17 protein-coding genes are annotated in these 16,381 nt (G+C 45.1%); 6 read left to right on the top strand and 11 right to left on the bottom strand.

Annotated features, from left to right (window positions below):
• The first annotated feature begins 23 nt into the window (after positions 1-23).
• Positions 24-1,667, top strand: coding sequence for a chaperonin GroEL (gene groL / locus H0913_RS16105; RefSeq protein ID WP_036955948.1), 1,644 nt, complete (start codon positions 24-26; stop codon positions 1,665-1,667).
• A 396-nt stretch (positions 1,668-2,063) separates the two neighbouring features.
• Entirely contained in the window at positions 2,064-2,408 is a 345-nt protein-coding gene (locus tag H0913_RS16100; protein WP_036955950.1) for a DUF4156 domain-containing protein, read from the top strand.
• 78 nt (positions 2,409-2,486) lie between these two features.
• On the opposite strand, the gene epmB is transcribed toward H0913_RS16100, so the two are convergent.
• Positions 2,487-3,515 carry an EF-P beta-lysylation protein EpmB gene (epmB, locus tag H0913_RS16095; RefSeq protein WP_154639356.1) on the bottom strand — a complete coding sequence of 343 codons (1,029 nt, stop codon included), beginning with the start codon at positions 3,513-3,515 and terminating at the stop codon, positions 2,487-2,489.
• Between the two features lie 42 nt (positions 3,516-3,557).
• Here epmB and efp point away from each other — a divergent pair, with 42 nt between their 5' ends.
• Entirely contained in the window at positions 3,558-4,124 is a 567-nt protein-coding gene (efp, locus tag H0913_RS16090) for an elongation factor P (protein ID WP_154603511.1), read from the top strand.
• A gap of 117 nt (positions 4,125-4,241) precedes the next feature.
• Here the strand turns inward: efp and H0913_RS16085 are convergent, their stop codons facing one another.
• The 3 genes from H0913_RS16085 to H0913_RS16075 form a co-directional block, all read right to left on the bottom strand.
• A complete protein-coding gene (locus tag H0913_RS16085; RefSeq protein ID WP_181477597.1) occupies positions 4,242-4,445 on the bottom strand; it encodes a YbdD/YjiX family protein in 204 nt (67 codons plus the stop codon).
• Between the two features lie 211 nt (positions 4,446-4,656).
• Complete coding sequence (cstA, locus tag H0913_RS16080; RefSeq protein WP_036955955.1) at positions 4,657-6,750, bottom strand: pyruvate/proton symporter CstA; 2,094 nt, start codon at positions 6,748-6,750, stop codon at positions 4,657-4,659.
• A gap of 349 nt (positions 6,751-7,099) precedes the next feature.
• A complete protein-coding gene (locus H0913_RS16075; RefSeq protein ID WP_181477596.1) occupies positions 7,100-8,005 on the bottom strand; it encodes an EamA family transporter in 906 nt (301 codons plus the stop codon).
• A 268-nt stretch (positions 8,006-8,273) separates the two neighbouring features.
• On the opposite strand from H0913_RS16075, the gene sugE reads away from it, so the two are divergent.
• Entirely contained in the window at positions 8,274-8,588 is a 315-nt protein-coding gene (sugE, locus tag H0913_RS16070) for a quaternary ammonium compound efflux SMR transporter SugE (protein WP_154603508.1), read from the top strand.
• Positions 8,589-8,643: 55 nt separating this feature from the next.
• Here sugE and H0913_RS16065 read toward each other — a convergent pair whose 3' ends face one another.
• On the bottom strand, positions 8,644-9,861 hold the full coding sequence (locus H0913_RS16065; RefSeq protein ID WP_181477595.1) for an MFS transporter: 1,218 nt from the start codon (positions 9,859-9,861) through the stop codon (positions 8,644-8,646).
• 132 nt (positions 9,862-9,993) lie between these two features.
• Between H0913_RS16065 and H0913_RS16060 the strand changes: the two genes are divergently transcribed.
• The gene (locus tag H0913_RS16060) at positions 9,994-10,443 is read left to right on the top strand and encodes a winged helix-turn-helix transcriptional regulator (protein ID WP_181477594.1); all 450 of its coding nucleotides are present in this window, start codon (positions 9,994-9,996) and stop codon (positions 10,441-10,443) included.
• A 43-nt stretch (positions 10,444-10,486) separates the two neighbouring features.
• Here H0913_RS16060 and H0913_RS16055 read toward each other — a convergent pair whose 3' ends face one another.
• Together H0913_RS16055 and tet are read right to left on the bottom strand one after the other, a co-directional pair.
• Positions 10,487-11,068 carry a TetR/AcrR family transcriptional regulator gene (locus tag H0913_RS16055; protein ID WP_181477593.1) on the bottom strand — a complete coding sequence of 194 codons (582 nt, stop codon included), beginning with the start codon at positions 11,066-11,068 and terminating at the stop codon, positions 10,487-10,489.
• Positions 11,069-11,104: 36 nt separating this feature from the next.
• Positions 11,105-12,316: a Tet(A)/Tet(B)/Tet(C) family tetracycline efflux MFS transporter gene (gene tet, locus H0913_RS16050; protein ID WP_181477592.1), complete on the bottom strand. Its 1,212-nt coding sequence runs from the start codon at positions 12,314-12,316 to the stop codon at positions 11,105-11,107.
• 83 nt (positions 12,317-12,399) lie between these two features.
• Between tet and tetR the strand changes: the two genes are divergently transcribed.
• A complete protein-coding gene (gene tetR / locus H0913_RS16045) occupies positions 12,400-13,005 on the top strand; it encodes a tetracycline resistance transcriptional repressor TetR (RefSeq protein ID WP_154639350.1) in 606 nt (201 codons plus the stop codon).
• Positions 13,006-13,076: 71 nt separating this feature from the next.
• Here tetR and frdD read toward each other — a convergent pair whose 3' ends face one another.
• The 4 genes from frdD to frdA are packed head-to-tail and all read right to left on the bottom strand — an operon-like array spanning position 13,077 to position 16,379.
• Positions 13,077-13,430 (bottom strand): fumarate reductase subunit FrdD, encoded by a 354-nt coding sequence (gene frdD / locus H0913_RS16040; RefSeq protein ID WP_006659009.1) that lies wholly within the window; start codon positions 13,428-13,430, stop codon positions 13,077-13,079.
• A 15-nt stretch (positions 13,431-13,445) separates the two neighbouring features.
• A complete protein-coding gene (gene frdC / locus H0913_RS16035) occupies positions 13,446-13,841 on the bottom strand; it encodes a fumarate reductase subunit FrdC (RefSeq protein WP_006659010.1) in 396 nt (131 codons plus the stop codon).
• Between the two features lie 14 nt (positions 13,842-13,855).
• Complete coding sequence (locus H0913_RS16030) at positions 13,856-14,590, bottom strand: succinate dehydrogenase/fumarate reductase iron-sulfur subunit (RefSeq protein ID WP_006659011.1); 735 nt, start codon at positions 14,588-14,590, stop codon at positions 13,856-13,858.
• Positions 14,583-16,379 carry a fumarate reductase (quinol) flavoprotein subunit gene (gene frdA / locus H0913_RS16025; RefSeq protein ID WP_036955970.1) on the bottom strand — a complete coding sequence of 599 codons (1,797 nt, stop codon included), beginning with the start codon at positions 16,377-16,379 and terminating at the stop codon, positions 14,583-14,585. The genes H0913_RS16030 and frdA overlap by 8 nt, the downstream gene beginning before the upstream one ends.
• Positions 16,380-16,381 lie beyond the last annotated feature (2 nt).

Below are 16,381 nucleotides of genomic sequence, written 5' to 3'. Positions count from 1 at the left end.
AAAGAATTTAAAGGAAAGAGATAATGGCAGCTAAAGACGTTAGATTTGGTAATGACGCTCGTACAAAAATGCTTCGTGGTGTCAATGTTCTTGCTGATGCAGTTAAAGTAACTTTAGGTCCTAAAGGCCGTAACGTTGTTTTAGACAAATCTTTTGGATCACCAGTTATCACTAAAGATGGTGTTTCTGTTGCTCGTGAAATCGAATTAGAAGACAAATTCGAAAACATGGGTGCACAAATGGTGAAAGAAGTTGCGTCTAAAGCTAACGATGCAGCGGGTGACGGTACAACAACCGCTACCGTTTTAGCTCAAGCAATTATCACCGAAGGTCTGAAAGCAGTTGCTGCGGGTATGAACCCAATGGATCTGAAACGTGGTATCGATAAAGCAGTTGTTGCTGCTGTTGAAGAGCTGAAAACCCTGTCAGTTCCATGTTCAGATACTAAATCAATCGCACAGGTTGGTACTATTTCTGCAAACTCCGACGAAACTGTTGGTAAATTAATTGCAGAAGCAATGGAGAAAGTCGGTAAAGAAGGCGTTATCACCGTTGAAGAAGGTACTGGTCTGGAAGATGAATTAGACGTGGTTGAAGGTATGCAGTTTGACCGCGGTTATTTATCTCCTTACTTCATCAACAAACCAGAAACTGGCGTTGTTGAACTGGAAAACCCATTCATCCTGTTAGTCGACAAAAAAGTGTCTAACATTCGTGAATTACTGCCAGTATTAGAAGGCGTTGCTAAAGCGAACAAACCACTGCTGATCATTGCTGAAGATGTTGAAGGTGAAGCACTGGCTACATTAGTCGTGAACACCATGCGTGGTATCGTGAAAGTGGCTGCGGTTAAAGCACCTGGTTTCGGTGACCGTCGTAAAGCAATGCTGCAAGATATCGCTATCCTGACTAACGGTACTGTTATCTCTGAAGAGATCGGTATGGAGCTGGAAAAAGCAACGTTAGAAGATTTAGGTCAAGCTAAACGTATCGTTATCAACAAAGACACCACTATCATCATCGATGGTATCGGTGACGAAACTGCAATCGCAGGTCGTGTGACTCAAATTCGTCAACAAATCGAAGAGTCTTCTTCTGATTACGACCGTGAAAAACTGCAAGAGCGCGTAGCGAAATTAGCTGGCGGTGTTGCGGTAATTAAAGTGGGCGCAGCAACTGAAGTTGAAATGAAAGAAAAACGCGCTCGCGTTGACGATGCTCTGCATGCAACTCGTGCAGCGGTAGAAGAAGGTGTTGTTGCTGGTGGTGGTACTGCGTTAGTTCGCGTTGCAGCTAAACTGGAAGCACTGAAAGGCGATAACGAAGAACAAAACGTAGGTATCCGTGTTGCTCTGCGTGCGATGGAAGCGCCAATGCGTCAAATCGTGACTAACGCAGGTGAAGAAGCTTCTGTTGTTGTTAACAACGTTAAAGCAGCAACTGGCAACGACGGTTACAACGCAGCAACAGATACTTATGGCGACATGATCGAAATGGGTATTCTGGATCCAACTAAAGTAACGCGTTCTGCTCTGCAATTCGCAGCATCAATCGCGGGTCTGATGATCACGACTGAAGCGATGATCACTGATATGCCAGCATCTGACGCTCCTGATTTAGGCGCAGCGGGTATGGGTGGCATGGGCGGAATGGGCGGAATGATGTAAGCCAACAGGCAAACATTGTGCGCCAGTAGCCACTAACTAGTGGCTACAAGCCAAAATACGACCGGCACCATGAGTTATCGAGTGGTGCCGGTTTTTTTATAGGCAATCAAATTAATGCTTTTGTGCTTTGCATTTATGAGGTTTATTACTTATTTTTGCGTTAAGGTGACTCATCGGGTTATATTTAATCCAAGGTAAAAAATAGTTTAAATAAGTAAAGAACATCACGAGCGTCTTGATGGTTTTGTGATAAACTCTGAGCGATTGGCAATAATTGAAAAGTTTATAAGTACATCGAGTAAGCTAATTTACTGCCATAAAACAGAATTTTGAGTGATTGGAGCTATAAAGGTTCAACAACCAGCTGCAAAAACACAATAAAAAATGAGGGAAAACATGCGAATTAAAGTCTTGCTTGGTGCTGCTGCATTACTAACTTTAGCAGGTTGTACATCAACCAATGATCTGACTGCGGCAGGCTCACAAGTTCGTTTTGTTGAAAATCAACCTGGAAGCGAATGCCAACTTCTTGGTCAAGTCACTGGAACTCAAAGCAACTGGTTGAGCGGCGTTAATAACGAGTCTAGCTCCATGCGCGGCGCAGCAAATGATTTACGTAACAAAGCTGCAGCAATGGGTGGTAACGTGATTTTTGGTGCTTCAAGCCCAAGCGAAACTGTCCTATCTAGCTTTGTTCCTGTTGATAGCAAAATGGTTGGCCAAGTTTATAAGTGCCAATAATCATGTATCAATAAGACCCGCTTAATCAGTTAAGCGGGTTTTTTTATGCCTATTAGTTTTGATGTTTATTAACTCAGACTAGCTTTGGCGCAAGTTTAAATCGAGTAAGGTTTTGCTTGGCTCCCCGCCAATTTCTCTCGCTAACTTCGGTACTAAATACCCCGAGACCTGACTTAACAATTCACGAATTAATTGTCGAGCTTCAATATCACTCACTAAGAAGTGGGCAGCACCTTGGACTTTATCGAGCACATGCAAGTAATACGGTAAAATTCCTGCATCAAATAGGGCATTGCTCAGGTTTGCCAAAGCAGTGACATTGTCATTAACTTGGCGGAGCAATACGCTTTGGTTGAGCAATGTGACGCCTGCACGTTTTAATCTCTGCATCGCTTTTGTAAATTCATCATCAATCTCGTTAGCGTGGTTAACGTGGGTTACCATAATGACCTGCAAACGTGACTGGGATAAGCGCTGGCATAGGGTATCTGTAATTCTTTCAGGGATCACCACCGGTAAGCGAGAATGAATTCGCAAGCGCGTAATGTGTGGAATTTCCTCAAGTTGGCTAATTAACCAGTCAAGTTCGTGGTCTTTTGCCATTAATGGATCACCGCCAGAGAAGATGATTTCATTGAGTTCACTGTGGTTTTTTATATAATCCACAGCCATCAACCAGTTATTTTTATTTCCTTTGTTATCTTCATAAGGAAAATGCCGGCGAAAGCAGTATCGACAGTTCACTGCACAACCCCCCTTAACCAGCATTAGTGCGCGGTTACGGTACTTGTGGAGTAAACTCGGGATCGCGTTATCCTGCTCTTCTAGTGGATCAGTAGAAAAACCTGGATGTATATCGAACTCTGCTTTTGCGGTTAATACCTGCAATAACAGAGGGTCTAGTGGATCACCTTTTTTCATTCGCGAAATAAAAGGGCGCGGAACGCGTAAGGGGAATAACTTACGTGCTTCATGACCTTCTCGCGATGGCTGATGGTCTTCTAAGTTTAGTAATTGCAGCAATTCATCCGGATTAGTGACTGCTTCAGCAAGTTGTTGTATCCAGACTTCTCTGGATGAGGTATTTTGAGTTATAATATCGACCATTTTTTGGCTATGCCATTTTTAGTTTATAAATAGAGGATCTCCATGGCTACTTATAGTACCAATGAATTCCGCTCAGGTCTTAAAATCATGTTAGATGGTGAGCCGTGTGCAATTCTTGAAAGTGAATTCGTTAAACCGGGTAAAGGTCAAGCATTCGCACGCGTTCGTCTGCGTAAACTGCTTTCTAACAAGTTGTTGGAAAAAACCTTTAAATCTACTGACTCTTGCGAAGGCGCAGATGTCATGGATATGAACTTAACTTACCTGTACAACGACGGTGAGTTCTGGCACTTCATGAACAACGAAACTTTCGAACAGCTGGCAGCAGATGCTAAAGCTATCGGTGATAACGACAAATGGCTGATTGACCAAGCTGAGTGTATTTTAACTCTGTGGGATGGTCGTCCAATCGCAGTTACTCCACCGAACTTCGTTGAGTTAGAAGTTGTTGAAACAGATCCAGGTCTGAAAGGCGATACAGCAGGTACTGGTGGTAAACCAGCAACGTTAAGCACTGGTGCAGTGGTTAAAGTTCCTCTGTTCGTTCAGATTGGCGAAGTGATCAAAGTTGACACTCGTTCAGGCGAATACGTTTCACGCGTGAAATAATCGCCGATAGATCAAGCCAGCCATTATAGTGAGTGGCGAAGTGAGATCAAGAAGAGCCGAATGCAGTTTCGTACTGTATTCGGCTTTTTTATTGATGGTGCTCAGCCAGAGTAATGATTAACAACATTTAAACCCGCCTTTACCTTTACCGCCGTAGCGAGCATCCTGCCGCTCTTTGAAAAACTCCTCATAAGTCATCGGCGTTTGGTCAGGATGGGTACGTTGCATGTGGGTGACGTAGTTGTCGTAGTCGGGGACGCCGACCATCATTTTGGCGGCTTGGCCTAGATAACGGGCTGCTTTCCCTAAGTTTCCAAACATTTTTTTCTCCTTCATATTTCGCGCTACAGCGTTGTTGACTGCTCTCGGCTACCCTAGTCACATAGTTATCTATGCTCCTAGGGATATCCTCGTTTGTCGCCTAGCTGTAACACGAACTATTTTGGAGAAAGAGAGTGAGTTTTGAAAAATATTTAAATAAACAAATAGTTAAAAAATCAATGTTTAAGCTCAGCTCTCAATCTCCGGTGTATTAGTGATGGCGGGTGTTTGCCACAATCTCTTCGTAGTTGGCTGGCATTGGTTCGTAAGGAACTTCGTTGGCGGTTGGTTCCTTGGATTTCAATGCTTTCAACGCGGTACGGATAGAGAATAGGGCGAGAACCACAACTACAATCATAAAGAAAATCGTTAAGCCAGCATCTAAACGGTTATTGAAAACCAACTGAGTTAACTGTGATTCCGTATATTGCGGTGGCAAGTTGCCGCTATCTAACATCGCTTGGAACTTATTCGCGACCGCTAAGAAACCAACGCGAGCATCTTCACTGAAGGTCTTTTCCCAGCCGGCGGTCATCGTACACACCAATAACCATGCTGTTGGTAATAGCGCGACCCATGCGTAGGCTTGGCGCTTCATCTTGAACAGAACGACCGCGCACAGCATCAACGCCATACCTGCCAGCATTTGGTTGGCGATACCAAACAGCGGCCATAAGGTGTTAATACCACCGAGTGGGTCAACAACGCCTTGATGTAAGAAATAACCCCAAGCCAGCACACACAATGCAGTGGCTATCAGGTTAGCGGGTAGAGAATCCGTCCTTTTCAATGATGGTGAAACCACACCCAGCAAATCTTGCAGCATAAAGCGTGCCGCACGGGTTCCGGCATCCACCGCAGTCAGGATAAACAGCGCTTCAAACAGTATGGCGAAGTGGTACCAGAATGCCACATTCATCAACCCGCCTAGTGCGCCATGAAGAATATACGCCATACCGACTGCCAGTGTTGGAGCACCCCCTGCACGGGAAATAATGCTGGTTTCACCGACTTCGTTGGCAATTTGCGTTAATTGTTCAGGTGTAATTTGGAAGCCCCAGCCGCTGACAACTTGTGCCGCAGAAGCCACAACATCCGTCGTTCCTGCTGGTGCTAACATGGCCATTGGGCTGTTCATCGCAAAATAAACGCCTGGGTCAATCACACAAGCTGCGACTAACGCCATGATAGCGACGAAAGATTCCATCAACATCCCACCATAACCGATAAAACAAGCTTGGTTTTCGTTGGCGAGCATTTTCGGTGTGGTACCAGAAGAGATTAAGGCGTGAAAACCAGAAACGGCGCCACAAGCGATAGTAATAAATAAGAATGGGAATAAATCCCCCGCCCACACAGGGCCAGTTCCATCAATATACTTAGTTAATGACGGCATTTGTAGATTGGGATTTAAAATCAAAATACCAATCGCCAAACCAATAATTGTCCCGATTTTCAAGAATGTTGAAAGATAATCACGTGGAGCTAATAGCAACCACACAGGTAGAACGGCAGCCACAAAACCATAGCCGACCAGCATCCACGTTAACTGCACGCCAGTGTAGTCAAAGTAAGGCGCCCATGTTTCACTCTCTGCGACCCAGCCACCTGAAATAATCGCAAAAACTAAGAAAATCAGACCGATAACTGAGACTTCACCAATACGACCCGGACGAATATAGCGGGTATAAATCCCCATAAAAATAGCCAGTGGGATGGTGAAGGCAACGGTATAAGTTCCCCATGGGCTGTGTGTTAATGCTTTCACGACAATCATCGCGAGTACAGCAAGGATGATCACCATGATCATAAAGCAAGCAATCAGCGCAATGACCCCAGCAGTATTGCCCATTTCTTCTTTCACGAGTTCACCCAAAGAGCGACCATCGCGGCGAGTAGATACGAATAGCACCATAAAATCTTGTACCGCCCCTGCCAGCACTACCCCTGCGAGCAGCCACAGCATACCCGGTAAATAACCCATTTGTGCTGCAAGTACAGGACCGACTAATGGACCTGCGCCAGCAATGGCGGCAAAGTGGTGACCAAATAACACTTTTTTGTCGGTTGGTACATAATCCAGACCATCGTTGTGACGAATGGCTGGTGTCATACGTGTAGAGTCTACTTGCAGGACTTTTTTCGCAATAAACAGTCCATAGTAACGATATGCGATCAAATAAATACAGACCGCGGCGACCACGATCCACAGGGCGTTGATCTGTTCACCTCGGTTTAATGCAATATAACCGAGTGAAAACGCGCCGAGCAGAGCGAGAACAATCCAAATCAATTGTTTACCCATAGCCTTTCCCCATCCATTTCGTTAACGAGCTTTATTAGTTATTTATGTAAGTAAAAACTCAAACAGATATAGCGAGAGTTGTGGGAAAGGAAAAGTAGCTAAATCGAGACACTTAATTGAAATTGTAGATAAATTCCAATATTGGAATTAGTATCACTAAAATCGAAGTTAATATTGGATTTTATCTTGTTTTGGTCTAGCGTTAATTCATTGGCTGGGTTTATATTCCAATAAATTTTTTAATTTAAGATTATAGTTCTGAATGGATGCGCTGAAATTCTTGCTTAGGATATTAAGATAGACAAAAAAATACCGGAAGAAAATTTCCGGTATTTGAAGATGTTGGCGATTACTTTCGGATCATCTGAATGATTTTTTTACCAAACAATGTCGTGATAAGCCCGAACATAATCAAAATTAATCCAGCGATTTGTATGCCGTTAATATGCTCCCCAAGGAATAACGCGCTGCTGCTTAACCCAAAAACGGGCACCAATAAAGAGAACGGTGCGACGCGCCAAGCCTCATAATGTCCGAGCAGCACGCCCCACAACCCATAACCGACAAAAGTGGAAAGGTAGGCAAGATACAAAATCACGCCGAGTACAGACCAATCAAACCCCGCTAAGCCTTGAACAATTGCCTCTTCACCTTCGAAGATCCACGAACTTAATATGAAAGGAATAATCGGAATTAGGGCGCTCCAACTGACCAAGGAAAGAGCGCTGCATTTTTCTTCGCCTTGATGCTGCATAATGATGCGATTGGTGATATTACCAAACGCCCAAGAGAGCCCCGCAACCAAAATAAAGATCAAGCCTAACAGAGGAATATCATCAATTCCGCCAGAGGTTGCGCCATTGGCTAAAATTCCCAGCCCCGCGATGGCGATAAACATGCCAAGAAAGTGGGTTGGCTGTAGGGATTCTTTAAGGATCACGGCACCGAGCAAGATAGTGAAGAAAGCTTGTGACTGTAAAATCACCGAGGCAATACCTGCTGGCATACCTACGCGTAAGGCGCAGAATAGAAATGCAAATTGCCCAAAGCTAATGGTTAGCCCGTAAATCAGCAACAATTTCAGCGGAATTTTGGGACGCTTGAATAGGAAAATAGCAGGGAAGGCCACAAACACAAAACGTAAGGCACCGAGGAGTAGTGGGGGTAAGGCGGTTACGCCAAGTTTGATGATCACAAAGTTGACGCCCCAAATAATTACGACACACAGGGCAAGTAATATATCTTTGATACGCATGGTGTTTTCTCGGTACAGAATTGGCGGAGGATCTCTACTTTACCTGTGCTTTGGGATTTGTGCGACGATATTGCATGTAAGGACTCAAATTCAGCATGAATAGGATAAATATGGGTGTTAATTTAGTGTTAATTATTATTTTAAGTGACTTGAGTCTCTGAAATTGAACGTTTATAATACGGTTTCATTTCGCGTGTTCAGGACGACCTGAAATCATCACGTTTAAGTAATGGGGACGACCCCGAGAAGTTGACGGAGTACATCCACCATGGCTTGGATCATCTTATTATTCGCAGGTTTATTAGAAATTGTTTGGGCGGTGGGTTTAAAATACACCCATGGATTTACGCGCCTAACTCCTAGTGTTATCACTATCACCGCCATTATCGCCAGCATGGGCTTACTCGCTTATGCGATGCGTGACTTGCCTGCCGGAACCGCTTATGCGATTTGGACAGGAATTGGCGCAGTTGGTACCGCGATTTTCGGGATTATTTTCCTTGGCGAATCCGCCAATATGTTTCGCTTATTGAGCCTTGGCTTGATCGTGATGGGGCTAATTGGATTAAAACTTTCTAGTTAAGCCACTGAGAATAAGAACGGGTGAGCGAATGTTCACCCGTTTCATTTTAAATTACTTATCTAACATGACGAGTTAGCCACCAGAAAATAAGCGCAAAAGCACTCACACCGACCCCTAATAGACAAACACCATTCCAGCCCGCATGGGCATAAATCCACGTTGAACTGACCGCACCAAAACCACTCCCGACCGCATAAAACATCATATACAGCCCCACTAGACGGCTATGTGCTTCAGGCTCTGAGCAATAAATCATGCTTTGGTTTGTCACATGTAGCGATTGCCCGCCCACATCGAGCAAAATAATCCCAATGATCAACGCCCATAATGAGCTATCCATAAACGCAATGGGTAACCAAGATAGCGTTAATAATAGCAGTGCAATAAAACTGGCTATTTGCCCGTATCCGTAATCCGCTAAACGCCCAGCTCTTGAGGCAATCAACGCACCCACTACACCGACAAGGCCAAGAGCACCAATCTGAGTGTGAGAAAAATAATGGGGCGCATCACTTAAGGGAATAACCAATGCACTCCAGAAAATATTAAATGCAGCAAACATCAGTAATGCTAAGAAGCCGCGAACCTGTAAGACTTTTTGGTGTTTAAATAACGTTGCCATTGAGCGCAGCAGTGTTGAGTAATTCATGGAATTCTTTGGCGGATCGATCTGGGGCAGATATCGCCAAAGCGGGTAGGCAATAGCGAGCATTAGTAGTGCAGAAGAGAGATAAACTCCTCGCCAACTAGTCAAATCGCTTATTGCACCAGAAAAGACTCTTGCAAGTAAAAGCCTAATAAATACACCACTTTGTGCAGTACCAATCACGTGTCCTTGCTCATGCGTTCCTGCTGAACTCGCAGCATAGGAAATCAATCCTTGTGTCATGGCGGTTCCAAGCATACCCACTGCCAGCATTCCTATGAGCAGCATTGCGGGTGTTTCTGCTATCGCAACGATGAGTAAAGACAGAACAAGCGCGCTGAGCTGCCATCCTATCAAGTGGCGACGTTTCATTTTATCGCCCAAAGGGACTAACAATAACAGAGCGAGAATACTGCCAACTTGAGTGGCGGTGATAACGCCACCAATAGCGGCATCACTAATATGAAAGTCACGAGAAAGCGAATCTAGCAAGGGTTGCGCATAGTAAACATTGGCGACACTTAATCCACTGGCAACCGCGAAGAGATAAACTAACCCTTTCGGTAATGAATTTTGAAGGCTATTTTGCTCAATAGCCGAATGGGGTAATGAAAGGGAGTTTTTCATTTTGCACACTCATCTAGTTTTAATTTAAGATTGGTTTTAATTTGAAACCAGTTGAATGCTAGGTTAGTTGGTTTTAAAATGCAACTAGATTTTTTGGGTGTTAATTCTTTGGTATTAAATAGAGGGGGAGTCATGTCGTCGAATACAGTAATGGAAGGATCCCCGTGCCCTGTGGCTAGAAGCGTAAATTTAATTGGGGATCGCTGGTCGTTGTTAATTGTGCGTGATGCTTTTGATGGAGTACGACGTTTTGGTGATTTTCAACGAAGTTTAGGGGTGGCGCGTAATATTTTGTCAGACAGATTACGTAAATTACTTGATGCAAATATTCTTGAATTAAAGGATGCGTCAGATGGTACTGCTTATCAAGAATATGTGTTGACCGAGGCGGGGGAAAGTCTTTTTCCTATCGTGGTTGCATTAAGGCAATGGGGGGAAGTGAATCTATTTCGAGAGGGAGAACCACACTCTATTTTGATTGATAAACAGACTCAAAGCCCCATTCCGGCGATGTACCCGCTTTCACATGATGGAAAAACGTTATCGCCAAATGAGACTGAAGTGATCAAAATTAAGTCGTAAAGCGCCATTGAATCGAGGGAGCGAGTCAAGCGACTTTAATTTATTACGCTAAGAGACGTAAAAAACGCCCATACAGTAATTCACCCAAATTGCTTTGATTATATTCACGGGTTGTAGAGAGGTTATCTACCGCCGCATGCATTGCATGATAGATCATCGTAGCGATAAGCTCTGGTGGTGCAGCGTGCCAAGCTTGTTGCTGTTCACCAAGGGCTAAAATCTGCTTAATTTGCTCAACGGCGCGCTGTTCATGGCTGTTAGTGTGTCCGTGATATTCATCGTGAAAGAGCATGTCGTGTAGAGTCTGCTTTTCAACATAGTATTTAACGCTGTTTTCGCACCATAATTTTAATTGTGAAGACGCCGATGGATGCTGTGAAAGCGCATCTGCAATATGCCCTAAATACCAATCCATATAGCGGGTACGTAGGGCATCCATAATTTCGTTTTTTGATTGAAAATAATGATAGAAAGTCCCTTTTGCCACATCCGCCACAGCCACAATTTCACTCACCGTTGTGGCGATAAATCCTTTGGAAAGAAAGAGGTTTTCCGCGGCATTCATCAGGTCGTTCAAACGTTCTTCTGCTGGCTTGGTTCTTGGCTTTTTCAAAGGCGTTAACATAAATAGGGCTCTTATCGCGTTATTTTCATAGAAGACTTAATAACATTTTACGTCCGAAATACCAGAATGTCCTTTCAATATGTGGTGAGGGCGATAAAACAGTAAAAAACAGGAAATCAAGGCGAGATAAAGCAGTGTGCCAATCATCCAGACCCAGCCATCCCAAATACCGAGTGTTTGACCGAAAATAACGCTGAACATCAGCGGACCAATAACCCCCGTGGCATTGGTTAAGCTGACTAACATTCCTTGCAGCTTACCCTGATTTTCTTGGCTAACTTGGGAAGACATTAACCCCTGCAAAGCTGGAAGGGCGATGCTGCCACCGGCCAGTAAAATCAATGTCGGGTAAATCATCCATCCTTGGGTGATAAATGCCAGCACCATAAATGCGCAGCCATCCGCAATAAAACCCACAATGATGGTGATTTTTTCACTGAACCGTTTGGCGATAGTTCCTGCAATAAACGCTTGAAAAATGGCGTGCATCAAGCCCAACCCAGCAAGGGACATACCGACTTCAACACTATTCCACTGAAAGCGGCTTTCGGTAAACAATACCCACGTCGTTGCAGGGATCTGCCCAATCAACTGCGCAGTGAAGAAGACCGTAAGTAACAGAAAAATCGGCTTAGCAACCTGCATAAATGAGAGGCTGTTTTGTGGAGCATCTACATGATTTTCTGGCTGTACTGTTTTTTGTGGCTCTTTAAACAGAACGAAAACCATGAGAAAAGTAAACGCGTTCAATATCGCCGCAATAATAAACGGCAAATGTGCGGAATAATCCCCCGCAAATCCGCCAATCACAGGGCCTGCAATTAAGCCAATACCAAACGCGCCGCCTAAGCGACCAAACCACGCCGTGCGCTCTTCCGGTTTTGTGGAATCGGCGATAACCGAAGCGGCCACTGCCCCCGTTGCTCCGGTGATCCCTGAAATTAAGCGCCCCAAATAGAGCATCCAAAGTGTGCTAGAAAGTGCGAGTAAGGTGTAATCCATTGCAGCACCGGCAAGAGAGAGCAGCAAAATTGGGCGGCGTCCCCATTTATCCGACCATTTTCCTAACAGTGGCGCAAAAAAGACCTGCATCACGGCATACAGCGCCAGCAATACACCGTAGTGGTTAGCGAGCTGTTCCAGCGTGACATATTCCCGTAAAAGTGTCGGTAATACAGGCATGATTAGCCCAATGCCCATAGCGTCGAGGGCGGTGATGACTAAAGCAATAACAGCGGTTTTGTTCATAATGCATTTTCTCTATCGATGATAGAGTTGGAATATATCCCTATCAGTGATAGAGTGTCAACAGAAATGATGAGGAGAACTTAATGGCTCGATTAGACAGAGACACCATTATTAGCGCCGCCCTGGATTTGTTGAATGAAGTGGGCATGGAAGGGCTGACCACGCGCAAACTCGCGCAAAAGTTGGGGGTTGAACAACCAACGTTATATTGGCATGTGAAAAATAAACGTGCGTTATTGGATGCGCTGGCGGTGGAAATGCTCGTTCGTCATCATGATCATGGATTACCGCGAGAAGGGGAAACATGGCAGCAGTTTTTACGCAATAACGCGCTGAGCTTTCGTCGAGCGTTACTAAGCCATCGAGATGGTGCAAAAGTGCATCTAGGAACTCGCCCAACACAAAGCCAATACACCACCATCGAAACCCAATTACAGTTTATGTTGGACAATGGTTTTTCGCTAAAAGCAGGATTGTATGCGCTAAGTGCAGTAGGGCATTTTACGCTAGGGGCGGTGCTTGAGCAGCAAGAGCATGTAGCCGCTCAACGTGATGTCGAACCTAATGCCGAAGAAAATATGCCGCCATTATTGAAAGATGCATTAGACATTATGGATGGGGATGAGGGGGAATCGGCATTTTTATACGGTTTAACCGCGCTTATATCCGGGCTAGAAAGCCATAAGTAATGCAAAAAAATACCCCATCATGCAGTGCATTGATGGGGTACTTGGTATCAACTTACTTAGTTAATCAACAATTACAGTGTGAATACACCGATGATTGCGATAACGCTAATGATTGCTGAGCTGCCGTAGAACACCCATTTTGTTGCTGGAACATGCACTTTAAAATCGTGCAGGGTGTGGTGAATACGGTGCATACCACACCATACTGGCAGAATAATCATCAGTAATAAGAAAATGCGTCCAATAAAGCTTTGGCTAAATGCCATGATGCGCTCATAGCTCAGCATTTCTGGTGCGACACCTAATGGGATTAAAATACCCAGTAAGAGAATGATTGCAGGGCCAATAACGGCGCTCCACATACCACCTGCACCAAATAATCCCCAGAAAATCGGCTCATCGGAACGTTTAGGCGTTAGATTCATCAGATTCTCCTTCGATTAAAATAGTAATGCGATTGCTAAAATAGCCGCAGTCACGACTATAGTGAGTGCCCAGAAGCCTTTCACGATTGGCTCATCTGGCAGTTTCTTATCTTTAACAATGATAGCGACAGCTTTTGGCGCCAGTTTGAACCACGTTGTGGTATGCAGCAGCGTCGCAGCCAGTGTCACAATGTTAATGATCAGAATGATTGGGTTACTTAAGAACCCAACAAAGCCCGCCCATGATTCAGGTCCATTTTTCAGAGCGAATACTCCGTACAGGACTAGAATACTGAACCAAACCTGAAGCACGGAAGTACTTTCACGCATGATGTAAAAGCGGTAGAAACCCAGCTTTTGCCACCAGTCGCCTTTCATTTCCCTGACATAGGGTTTACGTTTAGTTGTCATGACTTCAATTCTCCTTATCGTGGCTTCAGCATGGCGATAACAAAGTCTTGCGCACTCGCAACTTTACCTTGTTGGATAGCCGCCGCCGGGTCGACATGCTTAGGACAGACTTCAGAGCAGTAACCTACAAACGTACAGCTCCATACACCGTTGTCACCATTTAATAATGGCATACGCTCTTTCGCGCCGTGGTCACGGTTATCGAGGTTGTAGCGCTCTGCTAAGGTGATTGCCGCAGGGCCTAAGAACTCAGGGTTCAGACCAAACTGTGGACACGCTGCATAGCACAGACCGCAGTTAATACAGCCAGAGAACTGATGATATTTCTCCATCTGAGCTGGAGTTTGCTTGTTCGGGCCGTCAGAAGGTTTGCGATCATTACCAATAATGTAAGGTTTGATAGCTTCTAAACGCTCGATAAAGCTTGTCATATCAACAACAAGGTCACGCTCGATAGGGAAGTTACCCAGTGGCTCAATTTTAATTCCTTGCGGATAGTCACGCAGGAATGTTTTACAAGCCAGTTTAGGAACATTGTCCACCATCATGCCGCAAGAGCCGCAGATAGCCATACGGCAAGACCAACGGTAAGACAGGTCTGGCGCGAGGTTATCTTTGATGTAGCCCAAAGCATCTAACAAAGAGGTTTGCTCGTCATAAGGGACATCATAAGTCACTAAATGGGGTTCATTATCCGTTTCTGGGTTGAAACGCATGATCTCCATTTTTAAGTGTTTCATATCATCCATTAGCTTGCTCCTTATTCGCCTTATCTTGAGCTGCCCCTTCAGCACCATACACACGTTTCGCTGGTTGTGATTTAGTGATTTTCACATCAGAGTACTCAAGGCGTGGTGCACCTTCTGGGTTATAGAACGCCAGAGTATGTTTCAGGAAGTTGACGTCATCACGCTCAGTGCAACCTTCGTCAAGACGTTGGTGCGCACCGCGAGACTCTTTACGGTTAATCGCAGAGTGAGCCATACATTCCGCCACGTCTAAGCCAAAGCCTAATTCGATGGTGTACAGTAAGTCAGTGTTGAAGACGCTGCTATGGTCAGTGATTTCAACATGCTTGAAGCGCTCTTTCAGCTCTGCCAGTTTATCAACAGTTTTCTGCATTAATTCAGGTGTACGGTAGATACCGCAACCTTCTTCCATCGAAATACCCATTTCATCACGGATTTTCGACCAGCTTTCTTTACCTTTTTGGTTCAGAAGTTTTTGCAGGTCATTTTCGATGTCACGAGTACGTGCTTCGATAGCGCTTGCATTTGCAGGGGTAGCTTCAGCAGCATGACGCGCCGCTTCTTCACCCGCTAAGCGACCAAATACCACTAATTCTGCCAGTGAGTTAGAACCTAAACGGTTTGCGCCGTGTAAGCCAACAGATGAACATTCACCCACCGCGAACAGACCTTTAATACGAGTTTCGGTGCGTTGGTCAGTTTCAATACCACCCATGGTGTAGTGAGCTGTTGGACGAACAGGAATTGGTTCGTTTACAGGGTCAACACCCACGTAAGCTTTTGCCAGCTCACAGATAAATGGTAGACGTTCATGCAGTTTTTCAGCACCTAAGTGACGTAGATCCAGATACACAACATCACCACGGTGAGTACTGATAGTGCGACCTGCACGCCATTCGTGCCAGAATGCTTGTGAAACTTTGTCACGAGGACCCAGTTCCATATATTTGTTTTCTGGTTTGCCCAGTGGCGTTTCAGGACCCATACCGTAGTCTTGCAGATAGCGATAGCCATCTTTGTTGACTAAGATACCGCCTTCACCACGACAACCTTCAGTCATCAGGATACCGGAACCTGGCAGACCAGTAGGGTGATACTGAACGAATTCCATATCACGTAATGGCACACCATGACGCAGCGCCATACCCATACCGTCACCGGTTACGATACCGCCGTTGGTGTTATAGCGGTAAACACGACCCGCACCACCCGTAGCCATAACGATAGCATTGGCACGAATTTGAACTTTCGTACCTTCCATCATGTTCAGAGCAACCAGACCACGCGCCTGACCTTCGTCCACAATGATGTCGAGAACAAAGTGCTCGTCGAAACGTTGGATTTGAGGATATTTTAATGAAGTTTGGAACAGGGTATGCAGCATGTGGAAGCCAGTCTTATCGGCTGCGAACCAAGTACGTTCAATTTTCATCCCACCGAAACGGCGAACGTTAACTGAACCATCTGGTTTACGGCTCCAAGGGCATCCCCATTGTTCCAGCTGGGTCATTTCTGTTGGGCAGTGTTCGACGAAATAATCGACGACATCTTGCTCACACAGCCAGTCACCACCAGAAACGGTATCATTAAAATGATAGTCATAGGAATCATGGGCTTGAGTAACTGCTGCTGATCCCCCCTCTGCGGCCACGGTGTGGCTACGCATTGGGTAAACTTTTGAGACCAGAGCAATCTTGATATTGGGATTTGCTTCAGCAGCAGCAATTGCTGCACGTAAGCCTGCGCCCCCGGCCCCGATAATCGCTAAATCGGCATTGAAGGTTTGCACTG

Origin of the sequence: Providencia rettgeri (genome assembly GCF_013702265.1) — a bacterium.
In the GTDB taxonomy this organism is placed as follows: domain Bacteria; phylum Pseudomonadota; class Gammaproteobacteria; order Enterobacterales; family Enterobacteriaceae; genus Providencia; species Providencia zhijiangensis.
Note: the sequence above shows the minus strand (reverse complement) of the source record. Positions and strands in the feature narration are given on the sequence as shown.

Bases quoted from the DNA above. Each gene is read 5' to 3' on its own strand.
- epmB (WP_154639356.1), bottom strand. From the start codon at position 3,515: ATGGTCGATATTATAACTCAAAATACCTCATCCAGAGAAGTCTGGATA.
- tetR (WP_154639350.1), top strand. From the start codon at position 12,400: ATGGCTCGATTAGACAGAGACACCATTATTAGCGCCGCCCTGGATTTG.
- tet (WP_181477592.1), bottom strand. From the start codon at position 12,316: ATGAACAAAACCGCTGTTATTGCTTTAGTCATCACCGCCCTCGACGCT.
- sugE (WP_154603508.1), top strand. From the start codon at position 8,274: ATGGCTTGGATCATCTTATTATTCGCAGGTTTATTAGAAATTGTTTGG.
- H0913_RS16060 (WP_181477594.1), top strand. From the start codon at position 9,994: ATGTCGTCGAATACAGTAATGGAAGGATCCCCGTGCCCTGTGGCTAGA.
- H0913_RS16085 (WP_181477597.1), bottom strand. From the start codon at position 4,445: ATGTTTGGAAACTTAGGGAAAGCAGCCCGTTATCTAGGCCAAGCCGCC.
- H0913_RS16100 (WP_036955950.1), top strand. From the start codon at position 2,064: ATGCGAATTAAAGTCTTGCTTGGTGCTGCTGCATTACTAACTTTAGCA.
- H0913_RS16075 (WP_181477596.1), bottom strand. From the start codon at position 8,005: ATGCGTATCAAAGATATATTACTTGCCCTGTGTGTCGTAATTATTTGG.
- H0913_RS16065 (WP_181477595.1), bottom strand. From the start codon at position 9,861: ATGAAAAACTCCCTTTCATTACCCCATTCGGCTATTGAGCAAAATAGC.
- frdC (WP_006659010.1), bottom strand. From the start codon at position 13,841: ATGACAACTAAACGTAAACCCTATGTCAGGGAAATGAAAGGCGACTGG.
- groL (WP_036955948.1), top strand. From the start codon at position 24: ATGGCAGCTAAAGACGTTAGATTTGGTAATGACGCTCGTACAAAAATG.
- H0913_RS16055 (WP_181477593.1), bottom strand. From the start codon at position 11,068: ATGTTAACGCCTTTGAAAAAGCCAAGAACCAAGCCAGCAGAAGAACGT.
- H0913_RS16030 (WP_006659011.1), bottom strand. From the start codon at position 14,590: ATGGATGATATGAAACACTTAAAAATGGAGATCATGCGTTTCAACCCA.
- frdD (WP_006659009.1), bottom strand. From the start codon at position 13,430: ATGAATCTAACGCCTAAACGTTCCGATGAGCCGATTTTCTGGGGATTA.
- cstA (WP_036955955.1), bottom strand. From the start codon at position 6,750: ATGGGTAAACAATTGATTTGGATTGTTCTCGCTCTGCTCGGCGCGTTT.
- efp (WP_154603511.1), top strand. From the start codon at position 3,558: ATGGCTACTTATAGTACCAATGAATTCCGCTCAGGTCTTAAAATCATG.